The 17405-nt window shown below is 63.8% G+C and carries 18 protein-coding genes; 2 read left to right on the forward strand and 16 right to left on the reverse strand.

The genetic code is table 11. The features are described from left to right. Positions 1-35 precede the first annotated feature (35 nt). From PNI01S_RS02515 to PNI01S_RS02575, 13 genes are all read right to left on the reverse strand, one after another. Positions 36-812 carry a TatD family hydrolase gene (locus PNI01S_RS02515; RefSeq protein ID WP_024764485.1) on the reverse strand — a complete coding sequence of 259 codons (777 nt, stop codon included), beginning with the start codon at positions 810-812 and terminating at the stop codon, positions 36-38. 88 nt (positions 813-900) lie between these two features. Next, entirely contained in the window at positions 901-1257 is a 357-nt protein-coding gene (locus PNI01S_RS02520) for a PilZ domain-containing protein (RefSeq protein ID WP_024764484.1), read from the reverse strand. A 36-nt stretch (positions 1258-1293) separates the two neighbouring features. After that, on the reverse strand, positions 1294-2280 hold the full coding sequence (locus PNI01S_RS02525) for a DNA polymerase III subunit delta' (RefSeq protein ID WP_024764483.1): 987 nt from the start codon (positions 2278-2280) through the stop codon (positions 1294-1296). Next, positions 2273-2905 (reverse strand): dTMP kinase, encoded by a 633-nt coding sequence (tmk, locus tag PNI01S_RS02530; protein WP_024764482.1) that lies wholly within the window; start codon positions 2903-2905, stop codon positions 2273-2275. Before tmk ends, PNI01S_RS02525 begins: the two co-directional genes overlap by 8 nt. Before the next feature lie 25 nt (positions 2906-2930). Further along, on the reverse strand, positions 2931-4025 hold the full coding sequence (gene mltG / locus PNI01S_RS02535; RefSeq protein ID WP_084357371.1) for an endolytic transglycosylase MltG: 1095 nt from the start codon (positions 4023-4025) through the stop codon (positions 2931-2933). A gap of 6 nt (positions 4026-4031) precedes the next feature. Next, a complete protein-coding gene (gene pabC, locus PNI01S_RS02540) occupies positions 4032-4847 on the reverse strand; it encodes an aminodeoxychorismate lyase (protein ID WP_084357372.1) in 816 nt (271 codons plus the stop codon). Further along, on the reverse strand, positions 4847-6091 hold the full coding sequence (fabF, locus tag PNI01S_RS02545) for a beta-ketoacyl-ACP synthase II (protein WP_024764480.1): 1245 nt from the start codon (positions 6089-6091) through the stop codon (positions 4847-4849). Before fabF ends, pabC begins: the two co-directional genes overlap by 1 nt. A 118-nt stretch (positions 6092-6209) precedes the next feature. Next, on the reverse strand, positions 6210-6446 hold the full coding sequence (gene acpP, locus PNI01S_RS02550) for an acyl carrier protein (RefSeq protein WP_015477931.1): 237 nt from the start codon (positions 6444-6446) through the stop codon (positions 6210-6212). Between the two features lie 191 nt (positions 6447-6637). Then, positions 6638-7381 carry a 3-oxoacyl-ACP reductase FabG gene (gene fabG, locus PNI01S_RS02555; protein WP_037014455.1) on the reverse strand — a complete coding sequence of 248 codons (744 nt, stop codon included), beginning with the start codon at positions 7379-7381 and terminating at the stop codon, positions 6638-6640. A 14-nt stretch (positions 7382-7395) separates the two neighbouring features. After that, entirely contained in the window at positions 7396-8334 is a 939-nt protein-coding gene (gene fabD, locus PNI01S_RS02560; RefSeq protein ID WP_084357373.1) for an ACP S-malonyltransferase, read from the reverse strand. Positions 8335-8438: 104 nt separating this feature from the next. Continuing rightward, positions 8439-9446 (reverse strand): phosphate acyltransferase PlsX, encoded by a 1008-nt coding sequence (gene plsX, locus PNI01S_RS02565; protein ID WP_081754008.1) that lies wholly within the window; start codon positions 9444-9446, stop codon positions 8439-8441. 3 nt (positions 9447-9449) lie between these two features. Further along, positions 9450-9632 (reverse strand): 50S ribosomal protein L32, encoded by a 183-nt coding sequence (gene rpmF / locus PNI01S_RS02570; RefSeq protein WP_009621425.1) that lies wholly within the window; start codon positions 9630-9632, stop codon positions 9450-9452. 13 nt (positions 9633-9645) lie between these two features. After that, positions 9646-10176, reverse strand: coding sequence for a YceD family protein (locus tag PNI01S_RS02575; RefSeq protein ID WP_084357374.1), 531 nt, complete (start codon positions 10174-10176; stop codon positions 9646-9648). Between the two features lie 112 nt (positions 10177-10288). Between PNI01S_RS02575 and PNI01S_RS02580 the strand changes: the two genes are divergently transcribed. Continuing rightward, positions 10289-10867, forward strand: coding sequence for a Maf family protein (locus PNI01S_RS02580; protein ID WP_084357375.1), 579 nt, complete (start codon positions 10289-10291; stop codon positions 10865-10867). 83 nt (positions 10868-10950) lie between these two features. Here PNI01S_RS02580 and PNI01S_RS02585 read toward each other — a convergent pair whose 3' ends face one another. From PNI01S_RS02585 to rluC, 3 genes are read right to left on the reverse strand one after another with little or no spacing between them, the layout of a single operon-like run. Next, positions 10951-11946 carry a S49 family peptidase gene (locus PNI01S_RS02585; protein ID WP_024766670.1) on the reverse strand — a complete coding sequence of 332 codons (996 nt, stop codon included), beginning with the start codon at positions 11944-11946 and terminating at the stop codon, positions 10951-10953. Next, positions 11946-12632, reverse strand: coding sequence for an HAD-IIIA family hydrolase (locus PNI01S_RS02590; RefSeq protein WP_084357376.1), 687 nt, complete (start codon positions 12630-12632; stop codon positions 11946-11948). Before PNI01S_RS02590 ends, PNI01S_RS02585 begins: the two co-directional genes overlap by 1 nt. Next, positions 12625-13581, reverse strand: a complete 957-nt coding sequence (gene rluC, locus PNI01S_RS02595) for a 23S rRNA pseudouridine(955/2504/2580) synthase RluC (RefSeq protein ID WP_084357377.1) — start codon at positions 13579-13581, stop codon at positions 12625-12627. The genes PNI01S_RS02590 and rluC overlap by 8 nt, the downstream gene beginning before the upstream one ends. A gap of 590 nt (positions 13582-14171) precedes the next feature. On the opposite strand from rluC, the gene rne reads away from it, so the two are divergent. Further along, the gene (gene rne / locus PNI01S_RS02605; protein ID WP_084357378.1) at positions 14172-17333 is read left to right on the forward strand and encodes a ribonuclease E; all 3162 of its coding nucleotides are present in this window, start codon (positions 14172-14174) and stop codon (positions 17331-17333) included. Positions 17334-17405 lie beyond the last annotated feature (72 nt).

Below are 17405 nucleotides of genomic sequence, written 5' to 3' on the forward strand. Positions count from 1 at the left end.
TTTTGCGCGCGGGAAAGCTGTCCGCGCACGGACCATCAGCAGGCGAGGGGGAACAGCCGGCGGAAATTCGCAGTGGTCTGCTCGGCCAGCGTTTCGAAACTCACCCCACGCAACACGGCCAGGTACTCGGCCACCTCGCGCACGTATTCGGGAAGGTTCGGTTTGCCGCGATGGGGCACCGGCGCGAGATAGGGCGAATCGGTTTCCACCAGCAGGCGGTCCACCGGCACCTGTCGCGCCACTTCGCGCAATTGCTCGGCATTGCGGAAGGTGACGATGCCCGACAGCGAGATATAGAAGCCAATATCCAGCGCCGCCTTGGCCATCTCCCAGTCTTCGGTGAAGCAATGCAGCACACCGGCCTGCGGCAGCGCTGCCTCGCGCAGCAACGCCAGGGTATCGGCGCGGGCTTCGCGGGTATGCACGATGACCGGCTTGCCGGTCACCTTGGCGGCCTCAAGGTGCAGGCGGAAGGCCTCCTGCTGCAGCTCGGCGGCCTCGGGCTCGTAGTGATAGTCCAGGCCGGTCTCGCCGATGGCCACCACGCGCGGATGGTTCAACTCACCCAGCAGCCAGTCCAGCGCCGGCGCGGCGCCCGGCTCCAGGTCAAGCGGGTGGACGCCGACCGAGCAATGCACGTCGGCATAGCGATCAGCCAGATCCTTCACCGCCCTGGCATTGTCCGCACTCACGCCGATGCACAGGAACTGGCTGACACCGCGCGCACGGGCAGCGTTCAGCGCGGCATCCAGTGATCCGTCGTGGGCGGCGAGATCGAGACGATCGAGGTGGCAGTGGGAATCGACGAGCATGAAAACCTTCTCCGGGAAATGACGAAGCGCCCCTCAGGGCGCTCCGTGTTTGCAGCCTGTACAGGCTGCTAATTCTACAGGGGATGAGCTACATGGTATGGGTCGGGCGATCCGACTTCAGCGCGCCGGCGAGATAGGTCTCGATCTTGTTGCGCGCGGTGTTGTCACCGTCGTTGAACTGCACGCCAATGCCGGCGGCACGGTTGCCCTGCGCTCCGCGAGGAGTAATCCAGACCACCTTGCCGGCGACCGGGATCTTTTCCGGCTCGTCCATCAGGTTGAGCAGCATGAAGACCTCATCGCCCAGCTTGTAGGTCTTGTTGGTCGGAATGAACAGCCCGCCGTTGCGAATGAACGGCATGTAGGCGGCATACAGCACGGATTTGTCCTTGATGGTCAAGGACAGGATTCCGTTACGCGGACCCAGATTTGGTGGCAAGCTCATTCAGCTATCCTGGCAGATTTTTCCGATGGCCGGATTCTAGCCCGGCCCAGGGAGACTTGCCCACTGTACGAGCAAGGCTTCGAGAAGCAAGGCACGGTTGAGGTTGGCTTTATTGAGGACTTTCTGCCGTTGCAGCAGCAGCCAGTCCTGCATGGCCAGCACCTTGGGCTGTGTCGACTTTTCGGCGAGATACTGCACGACCTTGCGCATGTCGGCGAGGCCAAGGCCCTCTTCGTCCCGAGCCAACTGGTAACGCAGGATCAACAGCGACCAGTCGCAGAACCAGTCGAACAATAGTGGCAAAGGTACAGCATTCCAGCTTTCGGCCAGCTGACCTGGGGCAACCTGCTGCTTGAGCAGCTTCTTCACCCCTTCGACCACTTGTGCGCGCTGCTCGCGCACGCCGTGGCCCTGCAGTCGCAGCGCGGTCAGCGGTGATCCGCCAGCGAGCACCAGCAACTCGTCCAACGCCTCCACCGGCTCGGCCGGCAGAGTACCCGCCAGCCAGGCACGGGCCTGCTCGGCAGAAGGCTGCGGGCAAGCCTGTTGCACACAGCGGCTCTTGATGGTCGGCAACAGCCGGCTGGGCTGGTGGCTGATGAGCAGCAGCACGGTATCGCCGGAAGGCTCTTCCAGGCTTTTCAGCAGGGCGTTGGCGGCATTGAGGTTCATGGCCTCGGCCGGCTCCAGCAGCACCACCTTGCGCCCGCCCAACTGCGCGGTCTGCACCACGAAGCCCACCAGCTCGCGAACCTGATCGACCCGAATGGGTTTCTCCGGCTCCTCCGGTTCCAGCAGGAAGAAATCCGGGTGGGTGCCGGCGGCGAGCAACTGGCAGGCCTTGCAATGGCCGCATGCTTTGCCGCCCGCGGGTTGCTGGCACAGCAGGAAGTGCACCAGATTCTCCGCCAGCACACGCTTGCCGATACCGGCCGGCCCGTGAAGCAGATAGGCATGGGCATGGCGCGGGCGGCTGCTGAGCTGCTGCCAGAGGCCCTGCTGCCAGGGATAGATGTCAGCCATTGAGGCGCTCCAGCAGGATCGGCAGCAGGCCATCCAGGTCGCGCTGCACCTCGGGCAGCGTCTGCGCCGCATCGAGGATGTGATAGCGCGCAGGCTCGGCGCGGGCGCGATCCAGGTAGGTATTGCGCACCGCCTCGAAGAAGGCGCGCCCCTCCTGCTCGAAGCGGTCCAGGCGACCGCGGGCAGCTGCGCGGGACAGGCCGATTTCCACCGGCAGGTCGAACACCAGGGTCAGGTCCGGGCGCAGGCTGCCCTGGACGAAGCTTTCCAACTGGGCGATGCGCTCCACCGGCAGACCACGACCGCCGCCCTGATAGGCGTAGGTGGCGTCCGTGAAGCGATCGCAGAGCACCACGGCGCCGCGCTCCAGGGCCGGGCGGATAACCCCGGCGATGTGCTGTGCGCGGGCGGCAAAGACCAGCAGCAGTTCGGTATCGACTGCCATCTTTTCATCGCTCGGGTCCAGCAGCAGCTCGCGGATGCGCTCGGCCAGCGGCGTACCGCCTGGCTCGCGGGTCAGCTGGACCTCGATACCGCGTTCGCGCAGGCGCTCGGCCAGGTACTCGCGATTGGTGCTCTTGCCCGCGCCTTCGGGGCCTTCCAGGGTGATGAACAGGCCGGTCACTCGGCTCACTCCTTGTGTTGTCGGGCTACTGCGCTGCAGGGGTATCTGCGGCGGGAGCGTCTTCGTCCGGCGTCTGCGCCGGCGACGGAACGGGCGCCGGGCTGGAACGGTAGTCGGCGCGGCGCTTGATCTGGAATTCCTGGACGGCCTTGTTGTGATCGTCGAGGTTGTCGGAGAAGGTGTGGCTGCCATCGCCACGGGCGACGAAGTACAGGCTCTGTCCCGGCACCGGGTTCAGCGCAGCGTGGATTGCCTCGCGACCGGGCAGCGCGATGGGCGTCGGCGGCAGGCCGGCGACCACATAGGTGTTGTAGGGCGTTGGCGTGCGCAGGTCGGCCCGGGTGATCTTGCCGGCATAGCGCTCGCCCATGCCGTAGATGACGGTCGGGTCAGTCTGCAACAGCATGTTCTTCTGCAGGCGGCGCACGAAAACGCCCGCGATCTGGCCGCGCTCCTGGGGTACGCCGGTTTCCTTCTCCACCAGCGAGGCCATGATCAGCGCCTGGTACGAGTCCTTGTAGGGCAGGTCCTCGCCGCGCTTGTCCCACTCCTCGGCGAGAATGGTCTCCATGCGCTGGTAGGCATGCTTGAGGATATCGACGTCCTTGGTGCCACGGACGAAGCGGTAGGTGTCGGGGAAGAAGCGGCCCTCGGGGAATACGCCGGGCTTGCCCAGCCTGGCCATCACGTCGGCGTCGCTGAGGCCGTTCAGAGTCTGGTCCAGCTTGGGCTGGCGGGCGAGCAAGTCGCGGACCTGATGGAAGTTCCAGCCCTCGACCAGGGTCAGGCCGTACTGCACGACGTCGCCCTCGCGCCACAGATCGAGCAACTGGGCGGCAGTCATGCCGGGCGTCAGGCGGTATTCACCGCTGTGCAGCGCCTCGCCCGCCAGGTTGAAGCGCCAGTACAGACGAAGCCAGAAGCCGCCGTGCAGGACGTCCTCGTCCTCCAGGCGGGTCAGCAGACGACCGGGGGTGGCGCCGCTGGGAGCATCCAGCAGGCGCTCTTCGGTGAGCTGGAGCGGCTGCTGCAGCGCACGCTGCTGCTCCCAGGCCGCCAGGCCCAGCATGAGCCCGGCCAGCAGCAGGCCGCCTTCCAGCAGCACCAGCAATTTGCGCATCACGTATCAGGAATCCAGAAGTTCGCGGAGTTGGCCCTGCAGTTTACGGGTCAGGGGCCCGACCGGCCAAGTGAACTCGGCCACGCCGAGCACCGGCCAGATACCGTAGAGACTGTTGCAGAGAAAGACCTCGTCGGCGTCCGCCAGTTCGCCGTGCTCGATGTCGCGCACGATGACCGGCAGGCCCAGGCTACGGGCGCGCTCGATGATCTCGGCGCGCATGACCCCGGCAACGCCGCAGCGACCGAGGTCTGCGGTGATCAACTCGCCGTGCTTCACGAGGAACAGGTTGCTGAACACACCTTCGACGACGCGCCCGGAAACATCGCGCATCAATCCTTCGGCGAAAGCCGGATCGCTCCATTCGGCGCGAGCCAGGACCTGCTCCAGGCGATTGAGGTGCTTGAGGCCGGCCAGCAGTGGCTGCTCGGCCAGGCGGGTGGCGCAAGAGAAGAGCCTGACCCCCTCCTCCCAATTCTTCGCCGGGTAAGCCGGCGCAGGCGAGGCCAGCAATAGTCGGCGCACCTGGGCATCGGCCTGCGGTGCGTAGCCACGCACGCCTTCGCCGCGGGTCAGCACCAGCTTGGCGACACCATCACCCAGCAGGGTGGAGAAACGCAGGATTTCATCTTCGACGAGATCGAGCGAGACCGGCAGGGACAGGCGCCTGACGCCCTCCTCCAGTCTTGCCCGATGGCGCGCCAGCAGGCGCGGGAGGCCTGCGGACACGCGGATGGTCTCGAACAACCCGTCGCCGTAGGCCAGTCCGCGATCACGCGCGGACAGCACCTCGGCGTTCTGGCCGTCGATCCAGCTCAGCATCAGCCCTGGAACCGGCGGAACACCAGGGAACCGTTGGTGCCACCGAAGCCGAAGGAGTTGGACAAGGCGACGTCGATCGGACGCTCCTTGGCCTGGTGGGCGACCAGGTCGAGGTCGCAGCCTTCGCTGGGGTTATCCAGGTTGATGGTCGGCGGAGCCACCTGATCACGCAGCGCAAGCACGCTGAAGATCGCCTCGACCGCGCCGGCAGCACCCAGCAGGTGGCCGGTCATCGACTTGGTGGAGCTCATCGACAGCTTGTAGGCGTGGTCGCCGAAGATCGACTTCACCGCGGATATCTCCGCGATATCGCCGGCCGGCGTCGAGGTGCCGTGGGCGTTGATGTAATCAACCTGCTCGGGATTCAGGCCGGCATCGCGCAGTGCGGCTTTCATGCAGCGTGCAGCGCCTGCGCCGTCTTCCGGCGGAGCAGTCATGTGGAAGGCGTCGCCGCTCATGCCGAAACCAACGATTTCTGCGTAGATGCGAGCGCCACGAGCCTTGGCGTGCTCCAGTTCCTCCAGCACCAGGGAACCTGCGCCGTCGGAGAGCACGAAGCCGTCGCGATCCTGGTCCCAGGGACGGCTGGCCTTGGTCGGCTCGTCGTTGCGGGTGGACAGCGCACGTGCGGCACCGAAGCCGCCCAGGCCAAGACCACAGGCCGCCATTTCGGACCCGCCGGCGACCATCACGTCAGCGTCGCCGTAAGCGATGTTGCGCGCGGCCATGCCGATATTGTGGGTGCCGGTGGTGCAGGCGGTGGTGATGGCGTAGTTGGGGCCCTGCAGACCGAGGTTGATCGACAGGAACCCGGAAACCATGTTGATGACCGAACCGGGCACGAAGAACGGCGAGATGCGCCGCGGGCCCTGCTCGAACAGCGAACGACAGGTGTTTTCGATATTGGTCAGACCGCCGATGCCCGAACCGATGGCAACGCCGATGCGCTCCCGGTTGGCGTCGGTGACTTCCAGGCCGGAATCGCGCACCGCCTGGTAGCTGGCGGCCAGGCCGTACTGGATGAACAGGTCGAGTTTGCGAGCTTCCTTGGCGGACATGTATTGCTCGACGTCGAACCCTTTCACCGAGCCGCCGAAACGGGTGGCAAAGGCGGACAGGTCCATGTGTTCGATCGGGGCGATACCGCTGCGCCCGGCGAGAATGCCTTCCCAACTGCTCGGCACATCCACACCCAGGGGCGACAACATACCCATGCCAGTGATGACTACGCGTCTACGCGACACTGTGACTTCCTCTCATGTGTTTCACGGCAATAACGCCGGCAGAAGCCGGCGTTAAAGAAAAGCCGCACGCCTTTGCAGGCCGTGCGGCTTCTTTCGTCGGGGAACCGACGACTACGTCTTATGCCTGGTGGGCAACGATGTAGTCGATGGCTTCCTGAACGGTGGTGATCTTTTCGGCTTGCTCGTCGGGGATTTCGGTCTCGAATTCCTCTTCCAGAGCCATCACCAGCTCAACGGTGTCAAGGGAGTCGGCGCCCAGGTCTTCGACGAAGGAAGCGCTGTTGGTGACTTCTTCTTCCTTAACGCCGAGTTGCTCAGCAACGATCTTCTTGACGCGTTCTTCGATGGTGCTCATACCTTGTTTTCACTCCTATGGACAATCCGTACAGCTGGGCTGCGGGTAAGTGTATAGAAAGGGATTTCTGCATTTCAAGCTGAACGCTGACGCCCCTTCCGGCAATCCAGATGCTCTGCCTATTCCAGCGTCACAACGCTTGGAGAACTTTAGACAGCGCATATGACATCGCCACGAAGGAACTCGTCACATCAGCTCATGTACATTCCGCCATTCACCGGTACCGTGGCACCCGTTACATAAGCTGCGCCCTCGGAAGCGAGGAATGCTACCACTTTGGCGATCTCTTCGGCTTGTCCCAGTCGACCCAGCGGAATCTGACCGAGCAGTGCTTCACGCTGGGCTTCGGGCAACTCACGGGTCATGTCGGTGTCGATGAAGCCCGGAGCGACCGCGTTGACAGTGATAGCACGGGAACCGACTTCGCGCGCCAGGGCACGGGTGAAGCCTTCCAGACCGGCCTTGGCCGCCGCGTAGTTGGTCTGCCCGGCATTACCCATGGCACCGACGACCGAACCGATATTGATGATGCGACCCCAGCGCGCCTTGGTCATGCCGCGCAGCACGGCTTTCGACAGACGGTAGAGGCTGTTGAGGTTGGTGTTGACCACGTCGAACCACTCATCGTCTTTCATGCGCATCAGCAGGTTATCGCGGGTGATACCTGCGTTATTGACGACGATAGCCGGTGCGCCAGACTCTTTCTGAATGGCCTCGACTACGGCGGTGACGGACTCGTCATTGGACACATCGAGCACCATGCCGGAGCCCTGGATACCGTTTTCCTTGAGGTACTCGGAAATCTTCTGCGCGCCGGACTCGCTGGTGGCAGTGCCGACCACGGTGGCGCCCATGCGGCCCAGTTCCAGAGCGATGGCCTGGCCGATACCACGGCTCGCGCCGGTAACCAGGGCAACCTTACCTTGCAGACTCATGCCTTATCTCCTGTTCAAGCCAGAGCCGCGCGAGCCGCGCCAAAGGCGTCCGCGGAATCCAGGTTATGGGTGGTTACGCCCTTCGCGCAACGCTTGTTCAAACCAGCCAGCACCTTGCCCGGGCCGCATTCGACCAGGTCAGTGACGCCCTTTTCGGCCAGCAACTGGACGCTCTCGACCCAGCGTACCGGGCTGTACAGCTGCGCCAACAGGTCGCGCTTGAGCGAAGCCAGATCAGCCGGAACCTGGGCGGTGACGTTCTGTACCAGGGCAATCTGCGGCATCTGCCACTGAACGGCCTCGACCGCCTCTGCGAAACGCTCGGCAGCCGGACGCATCAGCTCGCAGTGCGACGGCACGCTGACCGGCAGCGCCACGGCACGCTTGGCCCCGCGCGCCTTGCAAGCCTCGATGGCACGCTCGACGGCCTTGGCCGCCCCCGCGATCACCACCTGACCCGGCGCGTTGAAATTCACGGCACTGACCACTTCGCCCTGGGCAGCTTCGGCGCAGGCGGCAAGCACATCAGCATCTTCCAGGCCGAGAATGGCAGCCATGCCGCCGGTACCGGCGGGAACAGCTTCCTGCATCAATTGGCCACGGCGTTCGACCAGCTTTACCGCGTCGGCGAAGGCCAGGCTGCCAGCAGCGACCAGAGCGGAATATTCGCCCAGGCTATGGCCGGCAACATAAGCCGGCTGCACGCCGCCTTCGGCCAGCCACAGACGCCAGAGGGCGATGGAGGCCGTAAGGATCGCGGGCTGGGTCTTGTCGGTCTGGTTCAGGCGCTCTTCAGGGCCCTCCCGGACCAGGGCCCAGAGGTCATAACCCAGGGCGGCGGAGGCTTCGGCGAAGGTTTCGCGCACGATGGCGTGCTGGGCACCCAGCTCGGCAAGCATGCCGAGCGACTGCGAACCTTGACCGGGGAATACGAAGGCGAGGGATGCGGACATTGCAACAGGTCCCTTTTGTCTATGTCGTCAAATGGATAGCGCCGGCGAGAGCCTGGCGCATTGAACTGACAGTTGGATGACGGTCTGACGACCGCGGTCACACATTAGAGCAGATGTTCCAATCGGCCATGCAGCCGCTGGGGCAGATTCTCGCGAACTTCCAGCAGCGCGCGACGCAAGGCGCTCTGAATGCCCTCTTCCTTCGCACTGCCGTGACTCTTTACCACGATACCCTGCAACCCCAGGAAACTCGCGCCATTGTGCTGGGACGGCGTCAGATCGCCCCGCAGACGGCGCAGGAAAGGCATCGCCATCAAGCCGACCGCCTTGGCCGGCAGGCTGGAATTGAACAGTTCCTCCAGACGCGCCGCCACCATGGCCGCCAGGCCTTCGCTGGACTTGAGCAGGATATTGCCGACGAAGCCGTCGCAGACCACCACATCGGCCAACCCGCGATACAGGCCATCGCCTTCGATGTAGCCGATGTAGTTCACACCGCGCGCCTGCTGCAGAAGGCTGGCCGCCAGCTTCACCTGCTGGTTGCCTTTGATGTCTTCGGTGCCGACATTCAGCAGCGCGACCCTGGGGTCGCTCTTGCCCAACGCTTCCGCCGCCACGGCGCCCATGACGGCGAACTGGTAGAGATGCTCGGCGCTGCAGTCGACGTTGGCGCCCAAATCGAGCAGATGGCAGTGGCCGGTCTGCGTCGGCACTGCAGTCACCATCGCCGGGCGGTCGATGCCGGGCAGGGTCTTGAGCAAGTAGCGGGACAGCGCCATCAGCGCACCGGTATTGCCGGCACTGACGCAGGCATGGGCCTTGCCATCCCGAACCAGTTCGAGGGCAACACGCATGGAGGAGTCGGGCTTGCCACGCAACGCCTGTGACGGACGCTCGTCCATCGTGACGATTTCGCTGGCGTGATGAATGTGAAGACGCTGGCGCTCGGCCGGAGAGAGGCCACGCAGGTGTTCTTCTAGCAGAGGAGCTTGGCCGACGAGGACCAGCTGGAGGGAAGCATATTCGGCCAGAAAGGAAATACAGGCCGGAACAATGCAGTGGGGACCGTAGTCCCCACCCATTGCATCAATCGCGATGATTGGTGCGGACAAAGATTACTCGTCAGAGCCTTTGTCTACGACCTTGCGGCCGCGATAGAAACCGTCCGGGGAGACGTGGTGGCGCAGGTGAACTTCACCGGTGCTCTTTTCCACGGACAGAGCGTTCGCGTCCAGGGCATCGTGCGAACGACGCATGTCACGAGCGGAACGGGATTTTTTGTTCTGCTGAACAGCCATGATTGATTAACTCCTAAACGTTTGGGTCACGCTTCAACTGCGCCAGTACGCTGAACGGATTGGGCCGTTCTTCGACGTTCTCGCTCGGTTCGGGCGCTGTAGCGTATCCCACCGGCTGCTGGCAATCCTCAGGGTCATGGACCGGCACGATGGGCAAGGCGAGCAGCAACTCGTCCTCGGCCAGCGAGGTCAGGTCGATGGGGTCATCCCCCACCTCCAATGCATCGTAGCCACTGGGCAGATCATCGATCGACTTGCCTTCCGGAATGATGACGTAATCGTACGCACCACCCACATGGAAGTTGGCCGGCTCGAGACAGCGTTGGCATACCATGCTCACCTCGGCGTCGAGTTCGACGTGCATGACCGCCAGCTTCTGCTGATCACGGAAGAAGGAAAACTTCGCGTGAATCTTGCCATCACTGCTGGTCAGTTGCTCGTTGAGACGTGGCATCTTGGCGATCAGCAGCTCACCTTCGAGGGTGGCGGCGCGCTCTACCAATTTGCGCGGATCAACGTGAGGTGGTATCGGTCCATTCAACATAAGCGCGCCATTATAGGGATGCACCCGAAGCTGTCAAAGGAAATTAGCCATAAACCGCTGTATGGACAGACCTTTTCGCTAGAATCGCGGCGACGCACCGAAGGAGTTATCCATGTTACCCCTGATCCTGGCTTCCAGCTCGCCCTATCGCCGCGAACTGCTGCAGCGCCTGCGCCTGCCGTTCGAATGCGCCAGCCCCGACGTCGACGAAACACCGCTGCCGGGCGAAAGCGCCGAGCAACTGGTGCGCCGGCTGGCGGAAAGCAAGGCGCGCACTCTCGCCCAGCGATATCCCAACCACCTGATCATCGGCTCGGACCAGGCCGCCGTAAATGGCAGCAGGATACTCGGCAAGCCCCACACCATCGAACGCGCCACCGAACAACTGAAAGACGCCAGCGGCAAGAGCGTGAGCTTCCTCACCGGCCTCTGCCTGCTGAACAGCCAGAGCGGTGAGGCGCAGGTCGACTGCGTGCCCTTCACCGTGCACTTCCGCGACCTTGACGAAGCGCGCATCCGCCGCTACCTCGAGATCGAGCAACCTTTCGACTGCGCCGGCAGCTTCAAGGCCGAAGGCCTGGGCGTCAGCCTGTTCCGCGCCACCGAAGGCGAGGACGCCACCAGCCTGATCGGCTTGCCGCTGATCCGCCTGGTGGACATGCTGCTCGCCGAACAGGTACCCGTGCCCTGAAAAAGAAGGCCTGACCCGCAAGACGGAAACAATAAGGCCCGGCAATCGCCAGGCCTTTTCCTTCCTTATATAAGGAAGAGCACTCAGCGCAGCGCTGGCCCCTGGAAGCCCATCCACATGGCCATGCGCTCGGCGACACTGGCACCAAGCTTCTTGGTGAAACGATCAAAGGCGGTTTCCTGGACGGTATAGTCCACGATTTCCTTCTCCTTGATGACTTCGCGCGCCACATAGCTTGAGCTGCCCAGGCCATCGATCAGCCCCAACTGCAGCGCCTGCTCACCGGACCAGATGAGGCCGGAGAACAGCTCCGGGTGCTCCTTGTCCTTCAGGCGGTCGCCACGACCTTTCTTCACGCTATCGATGAACTGCTTGTGCGTGACGTCCAGCACCTGTTGCCAGAAGGCGGTTTCATCCGCTTTCGGCGGCTGGAACGGATCAAGGAAGGCCTTGTGCTCACCGGAGGTATAGATTCGACGATCCACACCCAGCTTCTCCATGGTGCCGACAAAGCCGAAAGTGGCCGCCGTCACGCCAATGGAACCGACCAGGCTGGCCTTGTCCGCGTAGATCTGATCGGCAGCACTGGCAATGTAGTAAGCACCGGACGCCCCCAGATCACTGATGACGGCGTAGACCTTGATATCCGGATGCTCACCACGCAGGCGCTTGATTTCATCGTAGATATAGCCGGACTGTACCGGGCTGCCGCCCGGGCTATTGATGCGCAGGACGATGCCTTTGGTGCCGGCATCCTCGAACGCCGAGCGCAGCGCGCCAACGATGTTGTCGGCACTGGCCGCCTCGTTGTCGGCGATCATGCCTTTCACCTCGATCAGCGCGGTATGGCTGGCGCTGCGCGAGGCAGACTTGGAAAGGCCACTGAAGGGACTGAACAATGCCAGCGCGCCAAACAGGTAGACAAAAGTCAGCAACTTGAAAAAGATGCCCCAGCGGCGCGACCGGCGCTGCTCCTGGACACCAGCCAGCACAGCCTTCTCCAGCAGCTTCCAGCTCTTGTCGTCGCCCGCCGCAGTTTGTGCAGCCTTGCTATCGTCCGCCTTCCATTCATCCGACATCAGTTGCCTACCTCGAGCACTGGTTTGACCGAGCGCCCGGCGAGCCAGGCGCGCAATTCATTGAAATGATTCACTTCCAGCGCCGGAGCATACTCCCGAAGGACCTCCAGCGACTGAGCACCATAGCCCACCGCCACCGAATCCATGCCGGCTCGGCGCGCCATTTCCAGATCGAAGGGCGAATCGCCCACCATCAGCGCGTCGCGGGCATCGACCCGGCAATGTTCGAGAATCTCATGCAGCATGCGCGGATCCGGCTTGCTCGCCGACTCGTCGGCGGCGCGGGTGATATCGAAGAAGTCCGTCCACCCCTGCCCCGCCAGCACACGATCCAGCCCACGGCGGTTCTTGCCGGTGGCGACCGCCAACTGGTAGCCCGCGCTCCGAAACTCAGCCATTGCCTCGGCCACACCAGGAAACAACGGCGAAGGCTGCACTTCCAGACTCAAATAGTGATCACCGTAATCCCGACGGAAACGATCCAGCGGCTCGCCTTCTTCGACCTCGGGATACAGCGTCTGAATAGCCTCCGGCAGCCCAAGACCGATGATGCCCTTGATCGCCGCCTCGCTACGCACCGGAAGACCGGAACCTACCGCCGCCACCCGCATCGCCTCGACGATACGACCGATGGAATCCACCAGCGTGCCATCCCAATCGAAGATCAGCAGGGAATACTCACGCATCCAGACGCTCCACGGTACGCTGCCAGATATCGTCCACCGGCGCCTCCAGTTCCAGCACCGAGCCGTCGGGCATCGGCACTCGCAGGAACGCGGAATGCAGGAACAGGCGCTTGCCGCCCAGCTCGCGGATCTCGCGGGAGAAGTCCTCATCGCCGTACTTGGGATCGCCGGCAATGGAATGGCCGGCATGCTTGGCATGCACACGGATCTGGTGGGTGCGACCGGTAATCGGGCGCGCCTCCACCAAGGTGGCAAAGTCGCCGAAGCGGCGCAGCACCTTGAACTCGGTCAGCGCCTCCTTGCCCTCGGGATTCACTTCCACCACGCGCTCGCCGGAGCGCAGGTTGTTCTTCAGCAGCGGCACGGCAATCTGCTTCTTCGCCGCCGGCCAGCTGCCGCGCACCAGGGCATGGTAGCGCTTGTCCACGATGCGCTCGCCGCGCAGGGCGTCGTGCAGGTGACGCAGCATGCTGCGCTTCTTGGCGATCATCAGCAGGCCGGACGTATCACGATCCAGGCGATGCACCAGCTCCAGGTCCTTGCACTCAGGGCGCAGTTGACGGAACGCCTCGATGACCCCGTAGTTCAGCCCACTGCCGCCGTGCACGGCGATACCGGTGGGCTTGTTCACCACGATCAGCGCCTTGTCTTCGAAGACGATGGCAGCCTCCAGGCGCTCGAGCAGCCCCTGCGCCAGCGGCACCGGCTCGTCGCGCTCGGCCAGGCGCAGCGGCGGGACGCGTATCACGTCACCCGCCTGCAGCTTGTACTCGGGCTTGATCCGGCCCTTGTTGACCCGCACCTCACCCTTGCGAAGGATGCGGTAGATCAGGGTCTTGGGCACGCCCTTGAGCTGGGTGCGGAGGAAATTGTCGATTCGTTGGCCGGCATACTCCGGCGCGACTTCAAGCAGCTGGACGCCGGAAGTCGGAGGGGCGGGATTAGTCATCCGAATATAATAACAATTTTTCATTCAATTGAAGCACTTAATCATTGCTGCTATATTCGGGAGGCCGCCAAAAGTGGCCAGGCCTGCGGATGATCGCGTAATCGCCATCCCCAACCGCCTGCAAACACATTGAAAGGACACCAGGCAGTCCCCGGAAGCGTTGCAACGGCCCGAGCGATTCTCGCGCCGACAGCGCCTCGAAACCCAGGCCTTGAGACATGACCACGGCAACCAAGGTCGCCGTGATAAAAGCCAACCCCGCTCCCGGATTCAGCGAGTGGCACCCGGCTCTTAGGGAAATGTGCAGGGCGGAGATGCACAACTGTCGGATTGCGTTGCGTTCATGCCTTGAACGCATGCCTTGAACGTAGACGCACTTATCGTCCGCATCTGACAGTCAATTCCTCCTCCTGATGAGTGCTTGTTCTTACACAACAAGCAGGAAACGTAGTCGCGGCACAGCAGTTCTATCCTGCTGCCGCTGGACACGGGAATGGTCCGCCATTCCTGAGTACGTGCCTTAGCACCGACCGTGAGAGTCGTGTGTGCCGATCGCCGTTTCCGGTGGCCCCGGAAACCATTGGTACTACATGAAAAGAATGCTGATCAACGCGACTCAACCCGAAGAGTTGCGTGTAGCGCTGGTAGACGGCCAACGCCTGTTCGACCTGGACATCGAGTCCGGCGCGCGCGAACAGAAGAAGGCCAACATCTACAAAGGCCGCATTACCCGCATCGAGCCGAGCCTCGAGGCCGCATTCGTCGACTTCGGCGCCGAACGCCACGGCTTCCTCCCCCTCAAAGAAATCTCCCGCGAATACTTCAAGAAGAACCCCGAAGGCCGCATCAACATCAAGGACGTCCTGAGCGAAGGCCAGGAAGTCATCGTCCAGGTCGAGAAAGAAGAGCGTGGCAACAAGGGCGCCGCCCTGACCACCTTCATCAGCCTCGCCGGCCGCTACCTGGTGCTCATGCCCAACAACCCGCGCGCTGGCGGCATCTCCCGCCGCATCGAGGGTGAAGAGCGCAACGAACTGCGCGAAGCCCTGAACGGCCTGACCGTTCCCGGTGACATGGGTCTGATCGTCCGCACCGCGGGCCTGGGCCGCAGCTCCGAAGAGCTGCAATGGGACCTGGACTACCTGCTGCAACTGTGGGGCGCCATCAAGGAAGCCTCCGGCGAGCGCAGCGGCCCGTTCCTGATCTATCAGGAAAGCAACGTCATCATCCGCGCCATCCGCGACTACCTGCGCCAGGACATCGGCGAAGTGCTGATCGACAGCCTCGACGCCCAGGAAGAGGCCCTGAACTTCATCCAGCAGGTCATGCCGCAGTACGCGAGCAAGGTGAAGCTGTACCAGGACAGCGTTCCGCTGTTCAACCGCTTCCAGATCGAGAGCCAGATCGAAACCGCCTTCCAGCGCGAAGTGAAGCTGCCCTCGGGTGGCTCCATCGTCATCGATCCGACCGAAGCCCTGGTGTCCATCGACATCAACTCGGCGCGCGCCACCAAGGGCGGCGACATCGAGGAAACCGCCCTGCAGACCAACCTGGAAGCGGCCGAGGAAATCGCCCGCCAACTGCGTCTGCGTGACATCGGCGGCCTGATCGTCATCGACTTCATCGACATGACCCCGGCGAAGAACCAGCGCGCCGTGGAAGAACGCGTCCGCGAAGCCCTGGAAGCCGACCGTGCCCGCGTCCAGGTCGGCCGCATCTCGCGCTTCGGCCTGCTGGAAATGTCCCGTCAGCGCCTGCGTCCGTCCCTGGGCGAGACCAGCGGCATCGTCTGCCCGCGTTGCAACGGCCAGGGCATCATCCGCGACGTCGAGTCCCTGTCGCTGGCCATCCTGCGCCTGATCGAGGAAGAAGCCCTGAAGGACCGCACCGCCGAAGTTCGTGCGCGCGTGCCGTTCCAGGTTGCCGCCTTCCTGCTCAACGAGAAGCGCAACGCCATCACCAAGATCGAGCTGCGTACCCGTGCACGCATCTTCATCCTGCCGGACGACCACCTGGAAACGCCGCACTTCGAAGTCCAGCGCCTGCGCGACGACAACCCCGAACTGCTGTCCGGCCACGCCAGCTACGAGATGGCCCCGGAAGAGCACGAGGAAGTCCAGCCGGTCAGCGCCACCCGCACCCTGGTTCGCCAGGAAGCCGCGGTGAAGACCGTTTCCCCGCAGACCCCTGCCCCGCAGCAGACCGCTGCCGCAGCGCCGGTTGTCGAAGCCACCAAACCCATGCCTGAGCCGAGCCTGTTCCAGGGCCTGGTGAAGTCGCTGGTAGGCCTGTTCGCCGGCAGCAAGCCGGAGCCGACCCCGGTGGCCGCCGAGAAACCGGCCACCGAGCGCAGCGAAGGCCAGGGCGAACGTCGCAACGGTCGCCAGCAGAACCGTCGCCGCGACGGTCGTGACGGCGGTCGCCGTGACGACGAGCGCAAAGAACGCGGTCGTCGCGAAGAGCGCGGCGAGCGCGCCGAACGCCCGGCCCGCGAAGAGCGCCAGCCGCGCGAAGAGCGTGCAGAACGTCAGCCCCGCGAAGAGCGTCAACCGCGCGAAGAGCGTGCCGAGCGCCAGCCGCGCGAGGAGCGCCAGCCGCGTGAAGAGCGCGCCGAACGTCAGCCGCGCGAAGAACGCACCGAGCGTCAGCCCCGCGAAGAACGCCAGCCGCGTGAAGAACGCGCCGAGCGTCAACCGCGTGAGGAACGCCAGCCGCGCGAAGAGCGCCAGCCTCGTGGCGAGCGCGCCGAGCGTCAGCCCCGTGAAGAGCGTCAACCGCGTGAAGACCGTCAGGCTCGCGATGCTGCCGCCCTTGAGGCCGAAGAGCTGCCGAACGAGGAGCTGCTGGAGCAACAGGACGACGAAGGTTCGGATGACGAGCGTCCGCGTCGCCGCTCCCGCGGCCAGCGCCGCCGCAGCAACCGCCGCGAGCGCCAGCGTGAAGCCGGCGTGGATGGTGTTGAAGGTGAAGCGACTGGCGCCGAAGGCACCGCCGAGCAGGCTGCTACCGACACTCCGTCGCCCGCTGCCATGGTCGCTGCCGCTGCTACCGCCGTTGCCGTAGCCGAAGCTGCTGGCGAGCAGGAGCAACCGGCTGTCGAAGCCCAGGTCGAGACCGTTGCGGTCGAGTCCGGCGTCGTCGAGGCCGTTCGCACCGAGAGCGCCCTGGAGCAGACCATCGAGTTCCTGGCCAAGCCCGCCGAACAGGCTGCCGAGCCGGTCGAAGCCGCCCACGAAACCGTTGAAGTGGTGGCTACCGAGCCTACCATTGCGGAAGAAGCGCCGACCCCGGCTGCTGAAGCCGTGATCGAAGCCGTCGCCCAACTGGTCGAAGAGCCCAAGGCAGAAGCGCCGGCCGCTGCCGAAGAAGCCCCAACAGCTGCTCCGGCGCCCGCCGAAGAAGCCGCCTCGGCCGTTCCGGCCAACGCTACCGGCCGTGCCTCCAATGACCCGCGCGAGCGCCGTCGTCAGGAGCGCCTGGCCCGCGAAGCCGCCGCTGCTGCAGCTGCTGCCCCGCAGGTCGAGCAGGCTCCGGTTGTCGAAGCGGTGATCGAGGAAGCTGCCGTCGTCGAAGCTGAAGTCGCGGCCGAACCGGCTGCCGACATCACAGCAGAGACTGTTGTGGCCGAAGCGGTGAGCGAAGCCGAAGCCCAATCCGTGGAGCAGGCCGAACCGGCTGCCGAACAGGTTGAAGGCGACAAAGCCGAGAAGACCGAGGAAGAAGGCACCGTGGTTGAGAAACACCACAGCTGATAGCTTCCGAGCATGAAAAAGGGGATGCCTAGGCATCCCCTTTTTTATTGCCCTCAATGCGATAACCTCCCC

The sequence above is a fragment of the Pseudomonas nitroreducens NBRC 12694 genome (assembly GCF_002091755.1).
In the GTDB taxonomy this organism is placed as follows: domain Bacteria; phylum Pseudomonadota; class Gammaproteobacteria; order Pseudomonadales; family Pseudomonadaceae; genus Pseudomonas; species Pseudomonas nitroreducens.